The sequence below is a fragment of the Streptomyces daliensis genome (genome assembly GCF_054782395.1).
Map to the genome: position 1 here is coordinate 1 of NZ_BAAGSO010000034.1, position 15,915 is coordinate 15,915.

At 71.6% G+C, this 15,915-nt stretch carries 16 protein-coding genes; 10 read left to right on the forward strand and 6 right to left on the reverse strand.

Features of this window, described 5'->3' with window-relative positions; all coding sequences use genetic code 11:
* Nucleotides 1-135 precede the first annotated feature (135 nt).
* Entirely contained in the window at nt 136-1,089 is a 954-nt protein-coding gene (locus ACYVOO_RS08015; protein WP_461014938.1) for a bifunctional DNA primase/polymerase, read from the reverse strand.
* A gap of 340 nt (nt 1,090-1,429) precedes the next feature.
* Here ACYVOO_RS08015 and ACYVOO_RS08020 point away from each other — a divergent pair, with 340 nt between their 5' ends.
* The 8 genes from ACYVOO_RS08020 to ACYVOO_RS08055 all read left to right on the forward strand — a co-directional run bounded on the left by ACYVOO_RS08020 (nt 1,430) and on the right by ACYVOO_RS08055 (nt 9,163).
* Nucleotides 1,430-1,699, forward strand: a complete 270-nt coding sequence (locus tag ACYVOO_RS08020) for a hypothetical protein (RefSeq protein ID WP_453344369.1) — start codon at nt 1,430-1,432, stop codon at nt 1,697-1,699.
* 240 nt (nt 1,700-1,939) lie between these two features.
* Nucleotides 1,940-3,115, forward strand: coding sequence for an acyl-CoA dehydrogenase family protein (locus ACYVOO_RS08025; RefSeq protein ID WP_461014939.1), 1,176 nt, complete (start codon nt 1,940-1,942; stop codon nt 3,113-3,115).
* The gene (locus ACYVOO_RS08030; RefSeq protein ID WP_461014940.1) at nt 3,112-4,164 is read left to right on the forward strand and encodes a bifunctional MaoC family dehydratase N-terminal/OB-fold nucleic acid binding domain-containing protein; all 1,053 of its coding nucleotides are present in this window, start codon (nt 3,112-3,114) and stop codon (nt 4,162-4,164) included. Before ACYVOO_RS08025 ends, ACYVOO_RS08030 begins: the two co-directional genes overlap by 4 nt.
* The gene (locus ACYVOO_RS08035; RefSeq protein WP_461014941.1) at nt 4,164-5,270 is read left to right on the forward strand and encodes an acyl-CoA dehydrogenase family protein; all 1,107 of its coding nucleotides are present in this window, start codon (nt 4,164-4,166) and stop codon (nt 5,268-5,270) included. Before ACYVOO_RS08030 ends, ACYVOO_RS08035 begins: the two co-directional genes overlap by 1 nt.
* Nucleotides 5,271-5,326: 56 nt before the next feature.
* Nucleotides 5,327-5,779, forward strand: a complete 453-nt coding sequence (locus tag ACYVOO_RS08040) for a MaoC family dehydratase (RefSeq protein ID WP_461015004.1) — start codon at nt 5,327-5,329, stop codon at nt 5,777-5,779.
* Entirely contained in the window at nt 5,776-6,942 is a 1,167-nt protein-coding gene (locus ACYVOO_RS08045; RefSeq protein WP_461014942.1) for a lipid-transfer protein, read from the forward strand. The genes ACYVOO_RS08040 and ACYVOO_RS08045 overlap by 4 nt, the downstream gene beginning before the upstream one ends.
* 172 nt (nt 6,943-7,114) lie before the next feature.
* Nucleotides 7,115-8,410: a DUF1906 domain-containing protein gene (locus ACYVOO_RS08050; protein ID WP_461014943.1), complete on the forward strand. Its 1,296-nt coding sequence runs from the start codon at nt 7,115-7,117 to the stop codon at nt 8,408-8,410.
* Nucleotides 8,411-8,590: 180 nt separating this feature from the next.
* Nucleotides 8,591-9,163, forward strand: coding sequence for a SigE family RNA polymerase sigma factor (locus ACYVOO_RS08055; protein WP_461014944.1), 573 nt, complete (start codon nt 8,591-8,593; stop codon nt 9,161-9,163).
* Between the two features lie 357 nt (nt 9,164-9,520).
* On the opposite strand, the gene ACYVOO_RS08060 is transcribed toward ACYVOO_RS08055, so the two are convergent.
* From ACYVOO_RS08060 to ACYVOO_RS08075, 4 genes are read right to left on the reverse strand one after another with little or no spacing between them, the layout of a single operon-like run.
* Complete coding sequence (locus ACYVOO_RS08060) at nt 9,521-9,877, reverse strand: ASCH domain-containing protein (RefSeq protein ID WP_461014945.1); 357 nt, start codon at nt 9,875-9,877, stop codon at nt 9,521-9,523.
* A complete protein-coding gene (locus ACYVOO_RS08065) occupies nt 9,874-10,992 on the reverse strand; it encodes a hypothetical protein (protein WP_461014946.1) in 1,119 nt (372 codons plus the stop codon). Before ACYVOO_RS08065 ends, ACYVOO_RS08060 begins: the two co-directional genes overlap by 4 nt.
* A 42-nt stretch (nt 10,993-11,034) precedes the next feature.
* Nucleotides 11,035-11,535, reverse strand: coding sequence for a hypothetical protein (locus tag ACYVOO_RS08070; protein WP_461014947.1), 501 nt, complete (start codon nt 11,533-11,535; stop codon nt 11,035-11,037).
* Entirely contained in the window at nt 11,529-11,945 is a 417-nt protein-coding gene (locus ACYVOO_RS08075; RefSeq protein ID WP_461014948.1) for an ATP-binding protein, read from the reverse strand. Before ACYVOO_RS08075 ends, ACYVOO_RS08070 begins: the two co-directional genes overlap by 7 nt.
* A gap of 327 nt (nt 11,946-12,272) precedes the next feature.
* Between ACYVOO_RS08075 and ACYVOO_RS08080 the strand changes: the two genes are divergently transcribed.
* Nucleotides 12,273-13,625 carry a transcriptional regulator gene (locus ACYVOO_RS08080; protein ID WP_461014949.1) on the forward strand — a complete coding sequence of 451 codons (1,353 nt, stop codon included), beginning with the start codon at nt 12,273-12,275 and terminating at the stop codon, nt 13,623-13,625.
* A gap of 92 nt (nt 13,626-13,717) precedes the next feature.
* On the opposite strand, the gene ACYVOO_RS08085 is transcribed toward ACYVOO_RS08080, so the two are convergent.
* Nucleotides 13,718-13,999, reverse strand: coding sequence for a GntR family transcriptional regulator (locus ACYVOO_RS08085; RefSeq protein WP_461014950.1), 282 nt, complete (start codon nt 13,997-13,999; stop codon nt 13,718-13,720).
* 189 nt (nt 14,000-14,188) lie between these two features.
* On the opposite strand from ACYVOO_RS08085, the gene ACYVOO_RS08090 reads away from it, so the two are divergent.
* Nucleotides 14,189-15,883, forward strand: a complete 1,695-nt coding sequence (locus ACYVOO_RS08090; RefSeq protein ID WP_461014951.1) for a long-chain fatty acid--CoA ligase — start codon at nt 14,189-14,191, stop codon at nt 15,881-15,883.
* The last annotated feature ends 32 nt before the right edge of the window (nt 15,884-15,915 follow it).

The window sequence follows — 15,915 nt, forward strand, 5'->3', positions numbered from 1 at the left end:
GCTCCGGCTCCGGTTCCGGCTCCGGTTCCGGTTCCGGTTCCGTGACGGGGTCCGACGCTGGCTCCGGCTCCGGCTCCGGTTCTGGCGTCAGCTCCGTCCCCGTCCCCGCTCCCGCCCCCGAACCCCGGAGCCCCGTCACGGGCTCGACGTGAACCGCGCCGCGCGGCGTGAAGCGGAGGCGATCGTCGCGAGGGCCTCACGTTCGGGCAGGCCCGTCGCGACGGCCGCCTCGGTCAAGGCGGCCGAGAGCGCGTCGCCGCGCCCCGATTCGTAGGCGCGGCAGGCGGCCCAGAAGAGGCGCGCGTTCCGCTGGCCCACCGCGGCGCCACGCACGAAGTGGACCAGAGCCGTGTCGCCGACGTCGTGCGTGGTGCGGGGCGGGCGCACGGCGGGCGGCGGGGGAGCGAGGAGGGCCAGCAGCGCGGGCGGTGCCGGTGCGGGGGCCCGGGTGAGGGAGCCGGGGGCCAGCCGGTACGTCCCGCGTACCGTCACCGAGCCGGGCCCGACGAGGTACCCGCCGAGCCCTCGTACGTCGATGCCCGGCGCCACGCGCCCCGCCGAGTTCGGCACCGTGGCCCCGGCCGAGCCGCGCAGCCACAGGTGCCGGCCGCCGCTGGGTGTGAGCACCGTCGTGGTCTCCGGGACGGTGAACCCGTGGGTCTCGGCCAGCCGGTCCAGGGCCGCGAGGGGGTCGGTGCCGTGCTTGACGTCGAGGTCGAGGCCGATGAGGTACAGGGGCGGGCGCCCGCACGCGATGCCGTAGCCGGTGGCCCAGGGCGCGGCGGCGAACAGGGCGCGGATGGTGTCGGGGTCGGTGCTGGCGTCGTGCACGCCGTGCCCCGGCAGCCCGCACTCGCCCTGGCAGGGAAACCGCCGTTCCTCCGAGCCCGCGCCCGCGCCAGCACCGGAACCAGCACCAGCACCAGCACCGGAACCAGCACCGTCATCGACGCCGACGTCGGCAGGGGCGCCATGCCCGTCCGCCCGGTGCGGCGAGCGCAGCGCGGGCAGCTTGGCACGCGAGAGGGGAATGACGGCGAGGCCGCGGGAGGCCGCGGCGAGGGCGTGGGCCAGTACGGGAGTGCCCATAAGGGCAGTTTCGTACGGAAGTTCGGCATCCGGAAGTGGCCAGGGCGGCCGGAACGCGCCGTGGGGCGGGAGAAATGAGTTTGGCTGAAAATCTGCCGGAACGCTTACTCCCTTGCGCCGCAAGGCCCGTGCGGCGCGGAAAGGGCGTGAGCTGGGGGTCTGGGGTGGTGGAGCGGGTTTATCGACAGATCGTCACGCTTGCGAGCGAAACCGCCGTCTCGTGCTGGTTCGCCGGGGGTTCGGTGGGCAACTCTGGTTCCGCGACGTCGTAGCGAGACTGCGAGGCGGATGGCCAACTGCCTTGCAGACCACAGGACTTAATGGTTCCGGAGGAATGAACATGGCACGCATCCGTACCGCCCGCTTCGTTGCCGCTGCTGCTTCTGTGCCGCTGGCCTTCGCCCTCATGAGCGGGGCCGCGGGAGCGGCAACTGCCGACACCGGCTCGATCGCGGGCAACGGATCGAACTCGATCGCCAACACCCAGGGTGCGCAGGGCAACGGCGCCAACACGAACCAGGCCAACAACGCCAATGTCAACGGCAACGGCAACGTCGTCGACCAGGACAACACCAGCACCAACGTCACCTTCACGAATGTGTGGTGGTGAGCCAGGCAACGGCTGACTAGTGGCTCCTCCTAGGGGCCAGGCGTTCATGGGGCAGGGTTGAGGTCGCGCGCCCGCGTCATGGCCCGTACGTGCGGAACGTACGGACCAGGCGCGGGCGCGCACTCGTGTGTGCCCGGACCCTGGCCCCGCCCCCGGCCGGTCCCGCTCCGCCCCCGGCCCCGGTTGCCCCCGTGATCCCGCGTATTGACAGCGCACAACAATCTGACGGACAGTCAGAAAATGCATCTCGCTCCCACCGAGCGGCAGTCGGGCCTGCGCGCACGGCTGCGCTCCTACTTCCGCGAGCTACTACCGCCGGACGTCCGCGCCGCGCTCCCCGGTGACCCGGATCTCCAGCGGCGCCTCCTGCGCCGCATCGGCGCCGACGGGCTGCTGGGCATCGGCTGGCCGCGGGAGTACGGGGGCCAAGGGCGCGGCGCCGACGAGCAGTTCGTCTTCTTCGACGAGGCGCACCGCGCGGGCGCCCCCGTCTCCATGGTCACGCTCAACACCGTCGGGCCGACGCTCATGCGGTACGGGACCGAGGAGCAGAAGGCCCGCTTCCTGCCCCGCATCCTCAGCGGCGACGCGGTCTTCGCGATCGGCTACACCGAGCCAGGCGCGGGCACCGACCTCGCCTCGCTGCGCACGCGCGCAGTCCGCGTGGACGACGGCGATGGCAGCGGCGACGGCGGCGGCTGGCGCATCGACGGCGGCAAGGTCTTCACCAGCAACGCACAGCACGCGGACTGGATCTGGCTCGCCTGCCGCACCGATCCCTCGGCGCCGAAGCACGAGGGGATCTCGCTGATCCTCGTGCCCACGGACGCGCCCGGCTTCTCCTGGACCCCGATCGAGACCGTGGGCGGGCTGACGACGACGGCGACGTACTACGACGGCGTACACGTCCCCGCCGACCACCTCGTCGGCGAGGAGAACCAGGGCTGGAGCCTCATCACCAACCAGCTCAACCACGAGCGCGTCGCCCTCGCCGCACTCGGCATGCAGGCCGAGGACCACTACGCGCGCACGGTGGCCCACGCGCGGGAGACGGGCGCGGTGCACGAGCCGTGGGTCCAGGCGCGGCTGGCCGAGGCACACGCGCGGCTCGCCGCGACGCGGCTGCTCAACTGGCGGCTCGTCGGCGACCTGGGTGCGGGCACGCTGCGCCCCGGCGACGCGAGCGGCGTGAAGTTCGCGGGCACGGAGAGCACCGTCGCCGTCTACGCCCTGTGCCAGGAGGTGGCGGGCGACGCCGGGCTGATCCGGGCGGGGTCGCCGGGGGCGTTGGACGACGGAGAGTTGGAGCGCATGAACAGGGCCGCGCAGATCAACACCTTCGGCGGCGGCGTCAGCGAGGTCCAGCGCGAGATCGTCGCGACGGCGCGGCTCGGGATGCGGAGGGGGAAGCGGTGAGCGCTCGCGCAGAGGGTGCGGCGACGGAGAGCACCGCCGCCGAGGGCCCGGCGGACCCGGCGGACCCGCCGGACCCGGCGGACCCGGCGGACCCGCCGGACCCGCTGTACGCGCGGCTGCGCGCGTACGAGGGCAGCCCGGCGGCCGTCGGCGGCCGGGGCGGGGACCCCGTCAACGCGCCCATGATCCGGCACTGGTGCGAGGCGACGGGCCACCCCGTACCGCCCGACGGGTCGGCGCCCGCGACCATGCTCCAGGTCTGGACGATGGCCGGTCTCGCCGGGGAAGGGGGGCGGTCAGGGCCGTACGACGAACTGCTGCGTACGCTCGACGAGGCGGGCTGCACCTCGGTCGTGGCGACCGACTGCGAGCAGGAGTACGCGCGGCCACTGCGCCCCGGCGAGGAGGTCACCTTCGACGCCGTCATCGAGTCCGTCTCGCCCCGCAAGACCACCAAGCTCGGCACCGGCTACTTCGTGACGACCCGCATGGACATCCGCGCCGACGGCGAACCGGCGGGCACCCACCGCTTCCGCATCCTCAAGTACGCCCCGGCGCAGCGGACTTCGGCGAAGCCGGAGAAAAAGACCGGAACAGGGGCGGAGGCGCGGCGTCCGCGACCGGTCGTGAACCGGGACAACGCCGGTTTCTGGGAGGGCGTCGCCCGCCACCAGCTCCTCATCCAGCGCTGCGACGCCTGCGCGGCCCTCCGCTTCCCCTGGCTCCCCGGCTGCAACGCCTGCGGCTCGCAGGACTGGTCGACGGTGGCGGCGTCGGGCAGCGGCACGGTCTTCTCGTACGTCGTGATGCACCACCCGCCCTTCCCCGCCTTCGACCCGCCGTACGCGGTCGCCCTCGTGGAGCTGGCCGAGGGGGTGCGCGTGCTCGGCGGGGTGACGGGGGTGCCGTACGACAAGGTGCGGATCGGGATGGCGGCCGAGCTGGAGTTCCGGCGCGTCGACAAGGAGCTGGAACTCCCCTTCTTCCGGGTCCGCGAGGAAGCGGAAGCGGAAGCGGAAGCGGAAGAGGAAGCGGAAGGGGAGGGCTGATGGACTTCACGCCGTCGGAGGGACAGTGCGCGGCCCGCGACCTGGCCGCCGACATCTTCGCCGGGCTCTCGACGCCCGAGCGGCTCGCCTCGCTGGGCACGGGAACGGACACGGAGCTGTGGAAGGCCCTGTGCGCCACCGGGCTGCCGGAGGCCGTCGAGGAGACGGGGCTGCTCGGGCTCGCGCTGATGCTGGAGGAGCAGGGGCGGACGACGGCGCAGGTCCCCTTCGCCGCGAGCTGCGCCTTCGGGCTGCTGCCGGTCGCCCGGCACGGCAGCGACGCACAGCGCGCCAGGCTGCTGCCCGCGCTCCGTGCCGGAGCGGCGGTCGTCGCCGGCGCGTTCCCGCGCGGCGCGTCCGGGGGCGTACGGGCGGGCGCCGACGGCACGCTGACCGGCGTCGTTCCCCTCGTGCCGTGGCTCCAGGACGCCACGCACGTCCTCGTGCCGGCGGCTGCGGAGGGCGGCGGGACAGGGCTGTACCTCCTCGGCATCGATGACGTCGGCGGCGCGGGCGTCGTCGAGCCCGTCGACACGACCGCGCCCTGGCGCGCCGGCCGCCTCACCCTGGCGGACTCCCCCGCCGAACCCCTCGGGCCGCGCGACCCGGGTTCGTCCCCGGGTTCGTCCCCTCCCTCGCTCTCCCCGTACGCCGACGCGCTGGCCCTCGCCCGTACCGCCTTCGCCGCGCTCCAGGCCGGGGTCTGCGCGGGTTCGCTGGCGCGGGCCGTCGCGTACGTCTCGGAGCGCGAACAGTTCGGGCGCCCCCTCGCCACGAAGCAGGCGGTTCAACTGCGGGCCGCCGACGCGTACATGGACGTCGAGGCGATCCGGCTCACCACCTACGAGGCCGCCTGGCGCAGGGACGAGGGGCTGACGGCACAGACGCACGCGCTGACCGCCGCGTGGTGGGCCGCCGAGGCGGGACGGCGCGTCGTGCACACGGGCCAGCATCTGCACGGGGGCGTCGGCGCCGACGTCGAACACCCCGTGCACCGGCACTTCCTGTGGGGGCGGCAGCTCGACGCGTATCTCGGGTCGCCCCCGGAACTGCTCGCCGAACTGGGCCGGACGATCGCGGCGGAGCCCGTTACGGAGGACATGTGACGCATCAGAACCAGCGCCGGAACCAGCACCGGAACCAGCACCCGCCCCGCGTACGCATACGCGTAGGCGACGCGCTGCCTCCGCTCCGTATCCCCGTCACCCGCACCCTGATCGTCTCCGGGGCCGTCGCCTCGCGGGACTTCCAGGACGTGCACCACGACGCCGAGGCCGCGCGCGAGAAGGGCTCGCCGGACATCTTCATGAACATCCTCACGACGAACGGGCTGGTCGGCCGCTACGTCACCGAGTGGGCGGGCCCCCGCGCCCGGCTGCGCAAGGTCGCCATCCGGCTCGGCGTGCCCAACTACCCCGGCGACGAGATGGAGCTGACCGGCGAGGTCACCGGCGTGAACAGCGGCATGGACGGCGGCATGGACGGCGGAGCCGGAGGCACCGGCACCGTCGAGATCGCGGTCACCGGCAGAAACCGGCTCGGCCCCCACGTCACGGGCACCGTCACGGTCACCCTCGCCGGTGTTGGCGCCGACGGGGCGGTGAGCCCGGCATGAGCCGGAGCGCGCCGGACACCCTCGGCGGACGCGCGGCGATCGCGGGCATCGGCGCCACCGAGTTCTCCAAGGACTCGGGCCGCAGCGAGCTGAAGCTCGCCGTCGAGGCCGTACACGCGGCGCTCGACGACGCCGGACTCGCGCCGGGCGACGTCGACGGCATGGTCACCTTCACCATGGACACCAGCCCCGAGATCACGGTCGCCCAGGCGGCGGGCATCGGCGAGCTGACGTTCTTCTCGCGGGTCCACTACGGCGGCGGCGCGGCCTGCGCCACCGTCCAGCAGGCGGCGCTCGCCGTCGCCTCTGGCGTCGCCGAGGTCGTCGTCTGCTACCGCGCGTTCAACGAGCGCTCGGGCCGCCGCTTCGGCTCCGGCGTCCAGCACCGCGAGGCGTCGGCCGAGGGCGCCGCGCTCGGCTGGAACCTGCCGTCCGGGCTGCTGACCCCCGCCTCGTGGGTGGCGATGGCGGCCCAGCGCTACCTCCACACGTACGGCCTGACCCCGGAGGCGTTCGGGCACGTGGCCGTGACGGACCGCCGCTACGCGGCAGCCAACCCGGCCGCCTACTTCCACGGCAAGCCCATCACCCTGGCCGACCACGCCGCCTCGCGCTGGATCGTCGAACCGCTGCGGCTGCTCGACTGCTGCCAGGAGACCGACGGCGGCCAGGCCGTCGTCGTCACGACGCCCGAGCGGGCCAGGGACCTGCGCGCCGCGCCCGCCGTGATCGCGGCGGCGGCACAGGGCGCTGGGCGGCGGCAGGAGCAGATGACCAGCTTCTACCGCGACGGGCTGACCGGGCTCCCGGAGATGGGCGTCGTCGCCCGCCAGCTCTGGCGCGGCAGCGGGCTCGGGCCCGCCGACATGGACGTGGGCATCCTCTACGACCACTTCACGCCCTTCGTGCTGATGCAGCTGGAGGAGTTCGGCTTCTGCGCGCCCGGCGAGGGCGCCGACTTCACCGCCGCGGGGGCGCTGCCGCTCAACACGCACGGCGGGCAACTGGGGGAGGCGTATCTGCACGGCATGAACGGCATCGCCGAGGCGGTGCGCCAGATCCGCGGCACGTCGGTCAACCAGGTCGAGGGCGCGAGCCGCGCGCTGGTCACGGCGGGGACGGGCGTGCCGACGTCGGGGCTCGTCCTCACGGCGGACGGCTGAGCGTGGCGGCTGTGCCACGCGGCTGAGCGTGGCGGCTGTGCCGTACGGGACTGCGCCGTACGGGTGGCTTCCGCGGCCTTCGGGCGCGCCGTGGCGTGGCAGACGGCTGAATCGGGTGCGGCGCAGGGCGAGCCTGAGCCACGGAGCGCGGGGCAGCTTCTTCACTCGCCCTATGCGCCAGAAAAATCACATCATCCGACGGTTGGTTGTCCTGGTGGCGACGCTTGCCTCGCTGTTCGCCGCGGGAGTCGCACCGGCGGCGTCCACCGCTCCCGTCGCCGCTCCGTCCGACGGTGACCAGGGCGTGGGGCCGGATCCCGTAACCGGCTCCTACCCGGGCGCCCAGGGCTCCCCGGTCTCCCCGGGTTCCGCGGTCTCCCCGGGTTCCGCAGCCTCACCGGGGCCCCAGGGTTCCGCCGGGCAGGGCCTGCCCACGGGCCTCGGACCGGTGCCGGGCCGGCCCCCGGGCCTGCCGGGCCAGTCGCAGGGCGGCATGCCGGGTCTGGGCCAGCCCCAGGGCGTGCCCGGCCAGGACCAGGGCCAAGGTGTACCGGGTCAGGGGCAGAGCCAGGGCGTGCCGGGTCAGGGCCAGGGAACCGGACCGGCCGCCGACGGCCTCACCGCGCCCCGCAACGGCGCCGGAACCGCCGCGGGGAGCGTCGCCCGTACGGACGCGGCCGACGCCGCGCTGGGCAGAGCGCACCGCCCAGCCACCCAGGGCACGACCGGCGACCCCCGCGCCATGGGTGCCCGCGTCTTCGAGGGCCAGGGCTTCGACACCTGCCAGGCGCCCTCGGCCGCGACCATGAACGCCTGGCGGCAGTCCTCCCCGTACCGCGCCGTCGGCATCTACTTCGGCGGCCACGGCCGGGGCTGCTCGCAGCCGAACCTCACCCGGGCATGGGTGGAGCAGGTCAGCCGCATGGGCTGGAACCTCATCCCGACGTACGTCGGCTCACAGGCCCCCTGCGTCGGCTCCAAGCACAAGCGCAAGGCGGCCATGAGCCACCACGAGCCCTACGCGCGCGGTGCGAAGGAGGGCCAGGACGCGGTCAGCAAGGCCCAGGCCCTCGGGATGAAGCCCCGCAGCGCGCTCTACCTCGACATGGAGGCGTACGACCGGGGCAACACGCGCTGCGCCGACACCACCCTGCGCTTCATCAAGGGATGGAACCGCGCGGTGAGCGGCGCGGGCTATCTGCCCGGCTTCTACAGCAGCGGGAACTCCGGGATCGCCCACCTCGAACAGGCCCGCGCCGCCGGGCACGGCGACCTGCCCGCGGCCATGTGGTTCGCGCGCTGGAACGTGCCGCCTTCGGTGGACGGCGAGCCCAAGATGAACCGTGAGGCGTGGCAGCCGCACCGTCGCATCCACCAGTTCGAGGGCAACGTGAAGCGCAAGCACGGTGGCCGGACGCTGCACATCGACCGCAACCTCGTCGACGCGCCGGTGGCCATCGTGGAGTGAGGCGGGGGCGGGGCCGGGCGAGCCGGGGCAGGGGTGATCCCTGAGGCACCCTGATGCCTGAGCCGTACGGTCTCCACCTTCAGGAGGTGTAGGCGGAGGCCGCCGTACGCCCAGAGGCGGAGGCGCCATCGGGACCTCCGGGCGATCCCCGGAGGGCGCCCCCGCTTCTAGCGTTGGGCCATGACCACGCCTGGGACTGTCCGGACCGCCCGGACCACCTCTTCGACCGTGACGCCTCTGACGTTCACGTCGTACGTGCGGGCGCGCGGGCCGGTGCTGCTGCGCACCGCCCGCTCGCTCACGGCCGACCCGCGCGACGCGGAAGACCTGCTCCAGACCGCGCTCACCAAGACGTACCTGGCGTGGGAGCGGATAGCGGACCACCGCGCGCTGGACGGCTATGTGCGGCGCGCGCTGCTCAACACGCGTACGTCGCAGTGGCGCAAGCGCAGGGTCGACGAGTTCTCCTGCGAGGAACTGCCCGAGCCCGAACCGCTGCCCGGACCCGACCCGGCGGAACAGCAGGCGCTGCGGGATGCGATGTGGCGCGCTGTGCTGAAGCTTCCCGCTCGGCAGCGGGCGATGGTGGTGCTGCGCTATTACGAGGATCTGAGCGAGGTGCAGACGGCGGCGGTGCTCGGTGTGTCCGTGGGGACGGTGAAGAGCGCGGTGTCGCGCGCACTGGCGAAGCTCCGCGAGGACCCCCAACTGGCCTCCGACACCCTCGCCGATGACCACCTGACGGCGGCCTGACGTCCCCTTCGCGGGGTGCGGAAGGAAACGGCGGGTTCCCGCTTCACGGGGGTGTTGCGCGGGACGGTTGGCCCGTGAAGGGGCTGCCGTAGGGTCCCGCGCTGGTTTTTGTGACTCCGCACGTTCTGTGCGGGAGCCCGCCGGGGAACCGGTCCGTGCTGAGGCCCCGCGAGGGGAGGGTGGTTCAAAAGGGGACAGTCTGGGGCGCCCGCGACGACCGCGTCGGAACTCTCATGTGGAACAGCATGGCTCAAACACTCGCGGTGTGACCTGCAACAACGCCCAAGCAGCGCCCTCAGCGGTTGACCGCTGGGGGCGCTGACTAGTTCTGGGCGCCGTCCAGCGGGCCCGTCATGCTCACGAGTCGATGAGCTCGATACCGATCGCGAGGGCGCCGAGCGCTTCCTTCTCGGGACCGTAGATGCCTCGGATGTTCGCGAGCTGTTCCTCGCGTGAGGACTCCGGATTGACGTTCGCCGAGCCCTCGCCGTCGAGCAGGGCCTCGAACGTCGGGTACTCGTTGACGCGGGTCACTCGAACGCTGATGGTTTCCTCGGTGCCCTTGATCCGGAACCGGATCACGTCGCCTGCGGTGAGGTCGGCCAGGTGCGGGTACTTGACCCGTACCTCGGTGGACTTCTTGCCTGCGGCGACGAGGTCGAAATACCGCCGATAGAGGTTGAGCTCGTGTACACGAGCCGCGGTTCCGGTCATGGGGCGGGGGCGCTCCTCGCTGCTGGTGCGGTCATCATGCGGCCGATCTCGCTGGCTGAGTACGAACGGAAGAAGTGCCGGGGGTCTGAAAGTACGACGTCGGTCATGGCGAGCAGGTGCTCGACGTAGTCGGCCGTCGTCCCGGGCCACTCCCGGGTGTCGAGCATCCAGGGCGCGGCACCGTCCGGCAAGGGTTCCCGGCCCTCCCGGATGAGGGACTTGGACAGCTTCGCGCCCGTGTCCGTGACGATCTGCGGGCAGAACAGCCGGGCGGGAAGCTGCCGAGGTGTGAGGCCGACGGCATGCAGGGCGCCGTCGACGAGGTGCGAGCCGAACACCCAGTCGCCGCCCTTGACCATCACGGACAGTGTGCCGCCGTGCGTGTCGGAGAGCGCGAGCTCTTTCACGAGGTTGCGGTACAGGGTGGCGAGGTCGAGGTATCCGCCGCTGTCCGGGGCGATGGTGACCTCGTACTCGCCATGGTGCAGGCACTCGGCTGTGACGGTGGCGAGGTCGAGACTGCTGTCTGTTACGCGAGTGCGCTGGGCGTACTTCTCGGACCACCCGCAGCCATGTTCCGGGCAAGGCACGCGGAGGTGGGCTACGCCCGCCGAAGGGGCGAGCCACCAGCGGGCGGCGCCCATGCGGGGCAGGACGCGCAGCCACGTGCGGCGGTAGTGCTCGGCGGCCTGCTGCTGCGTGTACGTCTCGACGGCGTACGGCACGGCCAGGCGCTCGGAGAGAGCGGCGAAGAACGGCCGGTACAGGGCGTCGATCTGCTCGGCGATGGCTTGAGCGCCGAGCGCGTGCGCGTAGGTGCGCATGTAGCGGTGCCCGGTCGGGGAGTCCGTGACGATCGTGTACGGGGCGTTGTCGAGGGCGGCGAACTGAACCTCGACCGGTACGCCGAACTTCTCGCGCAACCGTGCCGCAGCGACGAAGGTGAGGGACTGAACGAGCGACGTGCCGATGTGCGGCGCGCCGTTGATCTGCGTCCCTACCACGAACACGATCCGCTCGGGCGCGGCGTCGAGGATGCGGGGCGTCAATACGTCCTGAGCGTGTGAGAGCGCGTTGGCAAGGACAGTGTTCGGCGATACCGGGTAGGTGGTCACACTTCTCCCCTTGGGTTGGGACGAGACAGCCGCACACGCCGCTTATGACGTGCGGTACGGCCCTTTGCGGAGCCGCGTGACGCCCATGCGCACGCGCCCCGTGGCGATTGTTCGGGAGACGTAGGCGTTTATCGCGTCCGGTCCAGCGCCCGGCGGGACTGGGTCGAGGCCGACCAGGACGCACACAGGGCCGTCGTCGGCCAGGTGGGAGCGCCACGCGCGACCAGTGGGAGGGAGACACAGCGTGAAGCTGGGGTGGCCGTAATCGAAGGTGATCACGTCGCCGGTCATGACGAGGCGGGAGCCGGTATCGGGTAGATGCTCGGCCGGTGGGCGTAGGTCGAGGGCGTCGACCATGCCCAAGAGACCGGCCTCGATGTTCTCGGGCGTCTCTCCGGGCCGTCGGGCGGGGGCATGGCCGATCAGCAGGAAGGCAACCCGGCCTGCGGGCGAGTGGGACTCGATCCACATTGACGCGGTACACCCCGCGATGAAGCCGGGAGCCGGTACCGCACGGATGGTGACGGGCTTGGGCGTCAGCATGGGACCGCCGCCGGGCCCTTGGTGAGCATGAACTCGGCCCATACCACTTTCCCTGGGCCGGTGCGCCTCGATACTCCCCAGTCGTCGGCGAAGCTCGCGACGAGAAACAGGCCGCGGCCGTCGTCGTCGTACTCGGTGGCCTTACGCAGCTCCGGTCGTCCGTCGCCCGCGTCGTGCACCTCGACGCGCAGCGTGTCGCCCTCAACGGCGACCCGGACGCGGAAATCGCGTCCGGCTGGGCTGCCGTGCTTGATCGCGTTCGTTGCGAGTTCGGAGACGCATACGAGGATGTCGTCGGCGCGGTCGGTACGGACTTCGCCGACGATGGCGGCGCGCACGAATCTCCGTGCCTGGCCTACCGACGAGGGCTTTCGTGGAAACTGCCTCTTGTGTTTGAGGGGGGAGTTCATGCGGGCCGCCTTACTCGCGCGTGGCGGAGCAGGTTCCGCGTCCGTCGTGGTGTCAGGGGTGCGAAACCAAGCGACGGTTGCCTCGCGGTGGGGGATGGTTGCGCTCTGCGTGCGTTGAGGTAAGGGGGCGGTGCCCGCGTCTTCCCGAGGTGCCTTGCCCGCTTGTGAGTTCGGAGGAGTACCCCGAGTCTCGTCCGTCATCTGCTGCCTCCCCGGGAATGGTTCGGTTCATTTACTAGGCAACACTCGTGACGAGTCTCGGGGTACCGTCGAGGGGGTGTCGAAGGGTGTCGTTTCCACTACCCCCCGTCGCAGAAGGTTGTGAGCATGAGGGCGCCAAACGACAAGCTCGAACAGTGGTTGGAACGCTCCCGGATGAGCCGCGGGGAACTAGCGCGACAGGTGAAATCCAAGGCCATCCAGTGGGGGCAGCCGCACATCTCGCCAGGCACAACGCGTGTTCGATTCTGGCTCCAGGGTGAGCGCCCGCGGACACCGCTTCCCGACATCATCGCGGCCGTCTTCTCGGACCATTTCGGATTCCGGGTCACAACGTACGATCTCGGGCTCGGTGAGAGCGGTGGAGCCGATGCGGCTCTCGTGTACAACTCCTCATACGCCGCTACCGTGGACGTTGTCGCAGACTTGGGGAGAGCTGACGTGGACCGACGCAAGTTCCTTTCAGCCGCACCGTTCGCGGCCGTTGCCGGTGTGGGGCCCTCGCGTGACTGGCTGATGAACACCCTTGACCAGGAGCCGGAACCGGGCCCACGCGTGCGGCTAGAAGACGTGACCGCCGTGAAGAACATGTTCGAGACCTTCCAGCAGGTGGACATCTTCCAGGGCGGCGGGTCCGGTCGGCTGGTGCTGGCCGAATATCTGACGCAGCACGTCTATCCGCTGTTGCGCCGGACCCACACTGAAGAGGTGCGGCGGGCGCTGTGTGGGGCCGCGGCCGAACAGACGTACCTGCTGGGCTGGATGTCTTATGACGCGGGCAAGCAGGGCAAGGCACAGCGGTACTTGATCCAGTCGCTCAGGCTCGCCGAGGAGTCGCACAACCCGGCGCTTGGCGCGCACGTGCTCGCGGGCATGGCGGATCAAGCGACGTTGTTCGGTGACCCTGCCGAGGGGCGACGGCTGGCTCAAGCAGGGCGCCATGGCCTCTCGCGGGCGCAGTCCCCGGCCTGTCTGGCGGACCTGTGGTGTCTGGAGGCGCGGGCGCTCGCGCTGCTCGGCGAGAAGGTCGCCGCCGCCCATGCCGTCGCGCAGTCCGAGAAGGCGTTCGAGTCCGTGCGCGAGGGCGGCGAGCAGGCATGGGCCGAGTTCATCGACCCCGCGTACCTGCACGGCGAACACGCGAACACCTTCCGGGACCTGGGCGACTCTGCGGCGGCGGAGGAGCACGCGCGCCGCTCCATCGACCACGCCAAGAAGCAGCGCCGGGCCCGACGCGGGGCAATGTCACAAGCGGCCTTGTCCGTCTCCCACCTGCAACGGGACGACTTGGAATCGGCGTACGCGGCGGGCATGCGCACGTTGTCGCTGGCCAAGCAGGTCAAGTCGTCGCGAGCTGTCGAGGCCGTGCAGGATCTCCAGAGGAGGATGCGGCCTTTCGGGACACACCGTCTGGTCGCCGACTTCAACGAGCGGGTGCGCGAGCTGGTCGTCGCGGCGTAACCGCGCTAACGGCAAAACGCCCCTGTCCGGCCGAGGCGTACGGGGGCGTTGCTGTCTACGGTTCCAGTGTGCTGCGTATGCGGGCCGCGATGTCAGGGGTGTCCCTCTACCGGGAGCCAGCGTGGTCGAGCACGCGGCGTAGGGTCTCCTCGGCCGCGGTCGCGCGGTCCGCTTCCCGCTTGGCCATGTCCCACGCGACATCCCGCTCGCGGCGGAGTGCGGTGATCTTGGGGTCGCCTACGAACGCCCCGCGGCCCGTCACCACGCGAGATCGCACCCGATGCCCGCAGCGCGGCGAGTACAGCCCGCACGGTAGGCCGGGTCACGCTGAATTCGGCTGCGAGCTCTTCTTCGCTGGTTTTGTGGCCCCGCACGTTCTGTGCGAGAGCCCTCCGGGGAACCGGTCCGTGCTGAGGCCCCGTAAGGGGAGGGTGGTTCAAGAGGGGACGTTCAGGGGGTGTCAACCCCGTGACATACCGGGCGGTCGGTGGCAGGCTTCCGGCAGATGGGCTCGTTACGCATCAGTAACGAGCCCTCCGCATCCGCAACCTCGGGAGGCCCCGGTGCTGAGCACGATGCAGGACGTACCGCTGACCATCTCGCGCATCCTGCGCCACGGCTCGACGGTCCACGGCCGCTCGCAGGTCACGACCTGGACCGGCGAAGGCGCCCCGGGCCCGCACCGGCGCACGTTCGCCGAGATCGGCGACCGCGCGGCCCAGCTCGCGCACGCGCTGCGCGACGAACTCGGCGTAGCCCGCGACGACCGCGTCGGAACCCTCATGTGGAACAACGCCGAGCACGTCGAGGCGTACTTCGCCGTCCCCTCCATGGGCGCGGTGCTGCACACCCTCAACCTGCGGCTCCCGGCCGAGCAGTTGGTGTGGATCGTGAACCACGCGGCCGACCGCGTGATCCTCGTCAACGGCTCACTGCTTCCGCTGCTCGCCCCGCTGCTGCCGCGCCTGGAGCCCGTCGAGCACATCGTCGTGGTCGGGCCGGGCGACACCTCGCTGCTGGAGGGGTGCCGTCCGGCCGTGCACGAGTACGAGGCGCTGCTCGCCGGGCGTCCCGCCACGTACGAGTGGCCCGAGCTGGACGAGCGGGACGCCGCTGCCATGTGCTACACGTCCGGGACGACGGGCGAGCCCAAGGGCGTGGTCTATTCGCACCGTTCCATCTATCTGCACGCCATGCAGGTCAACATGACGCAGTCGATGGGCCTGACGGACGCGGACACGACGCTCCCCGTGGTGCCGATGTTCCATGTCAACGCGTGGGGCCTGCCGCACGCCACGTTCATGACCGGGGTGGGCATGCTGATGCCCGACCGCTTTCTCCAGCCGGGCCCGCTCGCCGAGATGATCGAGGCGGAGCGGCCGACGCACGCCGCCGCCGTCCCCACCATCTGGCAGGGCCTGCTGGCCGAACTCGCGGACAAGCCGCGCGACATCTCCTCCCTGAAGACGGTCACCATCGGCGGCTCCGCCTGCCCGGAGGCGATGATGCGCGCGTTCGAGGAGGAGCACGGGGTGGAGGTGTGCCACGCCTGGGGGATGACCGAGACGTCCCCGCTGGGCACCGTCTCCCACCCGCCGGGCGGGCTCACTCCCGAGGAGGAGTGGCCGTACCGCGTCAGCCAGGGCCGCTTCCCCGCGTCCGTCGAAGCGCGGCTGGCGGCGCCCGACGGCGGCTTCGCGCCGCACGACGGGGAGTCGCCGGGCGAGCTGGAGGTGCGCGGGCCGTGGATCGCCGGAGCGTACTTCGGGGGCGCGGGTGCGGAACCGGTGCGCCCCGAGGACAAGTTCAGCCCGGACGGCTGGCTGCGTACGGGCGACGTCGGCGTGATCACGGCGGACGGCTATCTGACGCTGACCGACCGCGCCAAGGACGTCATCAAGTCGGGCGGCGAGTGGATCTCCTCCGTCGAGCTGGAGAACGCGCTCATGGCACACGAGGCGGTGGCGGAGGCGGCCGTCGTCGCGGTGCCGGACGACAAGTGGGGGGAGCGCCCGCTGGCGACCGTCGTCCTCAAGGAGGACGCAGGGGACGTGACGTACGAGGATCTGCGGGCCTTCCTCGGCGAGCGCGTCGCGCGCTGGCAGCTTCCCGAGCGCTGGGCGCTGATCGAGTCGGTGCCGAAGACGAGCGTGGGCAAGTTCGACAAGAAGGTGCTCAGGAGCCAGTACGCGTCGGGCGATCTGGACGTCACCCACGTCACCGCCTCCGGCGGCGGTCCGGCACGCCCGGCACGGTGACGCGACGTTCTTGACGGCGGGGGCGGGCCCGG

Coding starts and splice junctions, on each gene's coding strand:
- ACYVOO_RS08015 (WP_461014938.1), bottom strand. CDS start 1,089: ATGGGCACTCCCGTACTGGCCCACGCCCTCGCCGCGGCCTCCCGCGGC.
- ACYVOO_RS08020 (WP_453344369.1), top strand. CDS start 1,430: ATGGCACGCATCCGTACCGCCCGCTTCGTTGCCGCTGCTGCTTCTGTG.
- ACYVOO_RS08025 (WP_461014939.1), top strand. CDS start 1,940: ATGCATCTCGCTCCCACCGAGCGGCAGTCGGGCCTGCGCGCACGGCTG.
- ACYVOO_RS08035 (WP_461014941.1), top strand. CDS start 4,164: ATGGACTTCACGCCGTCGGAGGGACAGTGCGCGGCCCGCGACCTGGCC.
- ACYVOO_RS08045 (WP_461014942.1), top strand. CDS start 5,776: ATGAGCCGGAGCGCGCCGGACACCCTCGGCGGACGCGCGGCGATCGCG.
- ACYVOO_RS08050 (WP_461014943.1), top strand. CDS start 7,115: ATGCGCCAGAAAAATCACATCATCCGACGGTTGGTTGTCCTGGTGGCG.
- ACYVOO_RS08055 (WP_461014944.1), top strand. CDS start 8,591: ATGACCACGCCTGGGACTGTCCGGACCGCCCGGACCACCTCTTCGACC.
- ACYVOO_RS08060 (WP_461014945.1), bottom strand. CDS start 9,877: ATGACCGGAACCGCGGCTCGTGTACACGAGCTCAACCTCTATCGGCGG.
- ACYVOO_RS08070 (WP_461014947.1), bottom strand. CDS start 11,535: ATGCTGACGCCCAAGCCCGTCACCATCCGTGCGGTACCGGCTCCCGGC.
- ACYVOO_RS08075 (WP_461014948.1), bottom strand. CDS start 11,945: ATGAACTCCCCCCTCAAACACAAGAGGCAGTTTCCACGAAAGCCCTCG.
- ACYVOO_RS08080 (WP_461014949.1), top strand. CDS start 12,273: ATGAGGGCGCCAAACGACAAGCTCGAACAGTGGTTGGAACGCTCCCGG.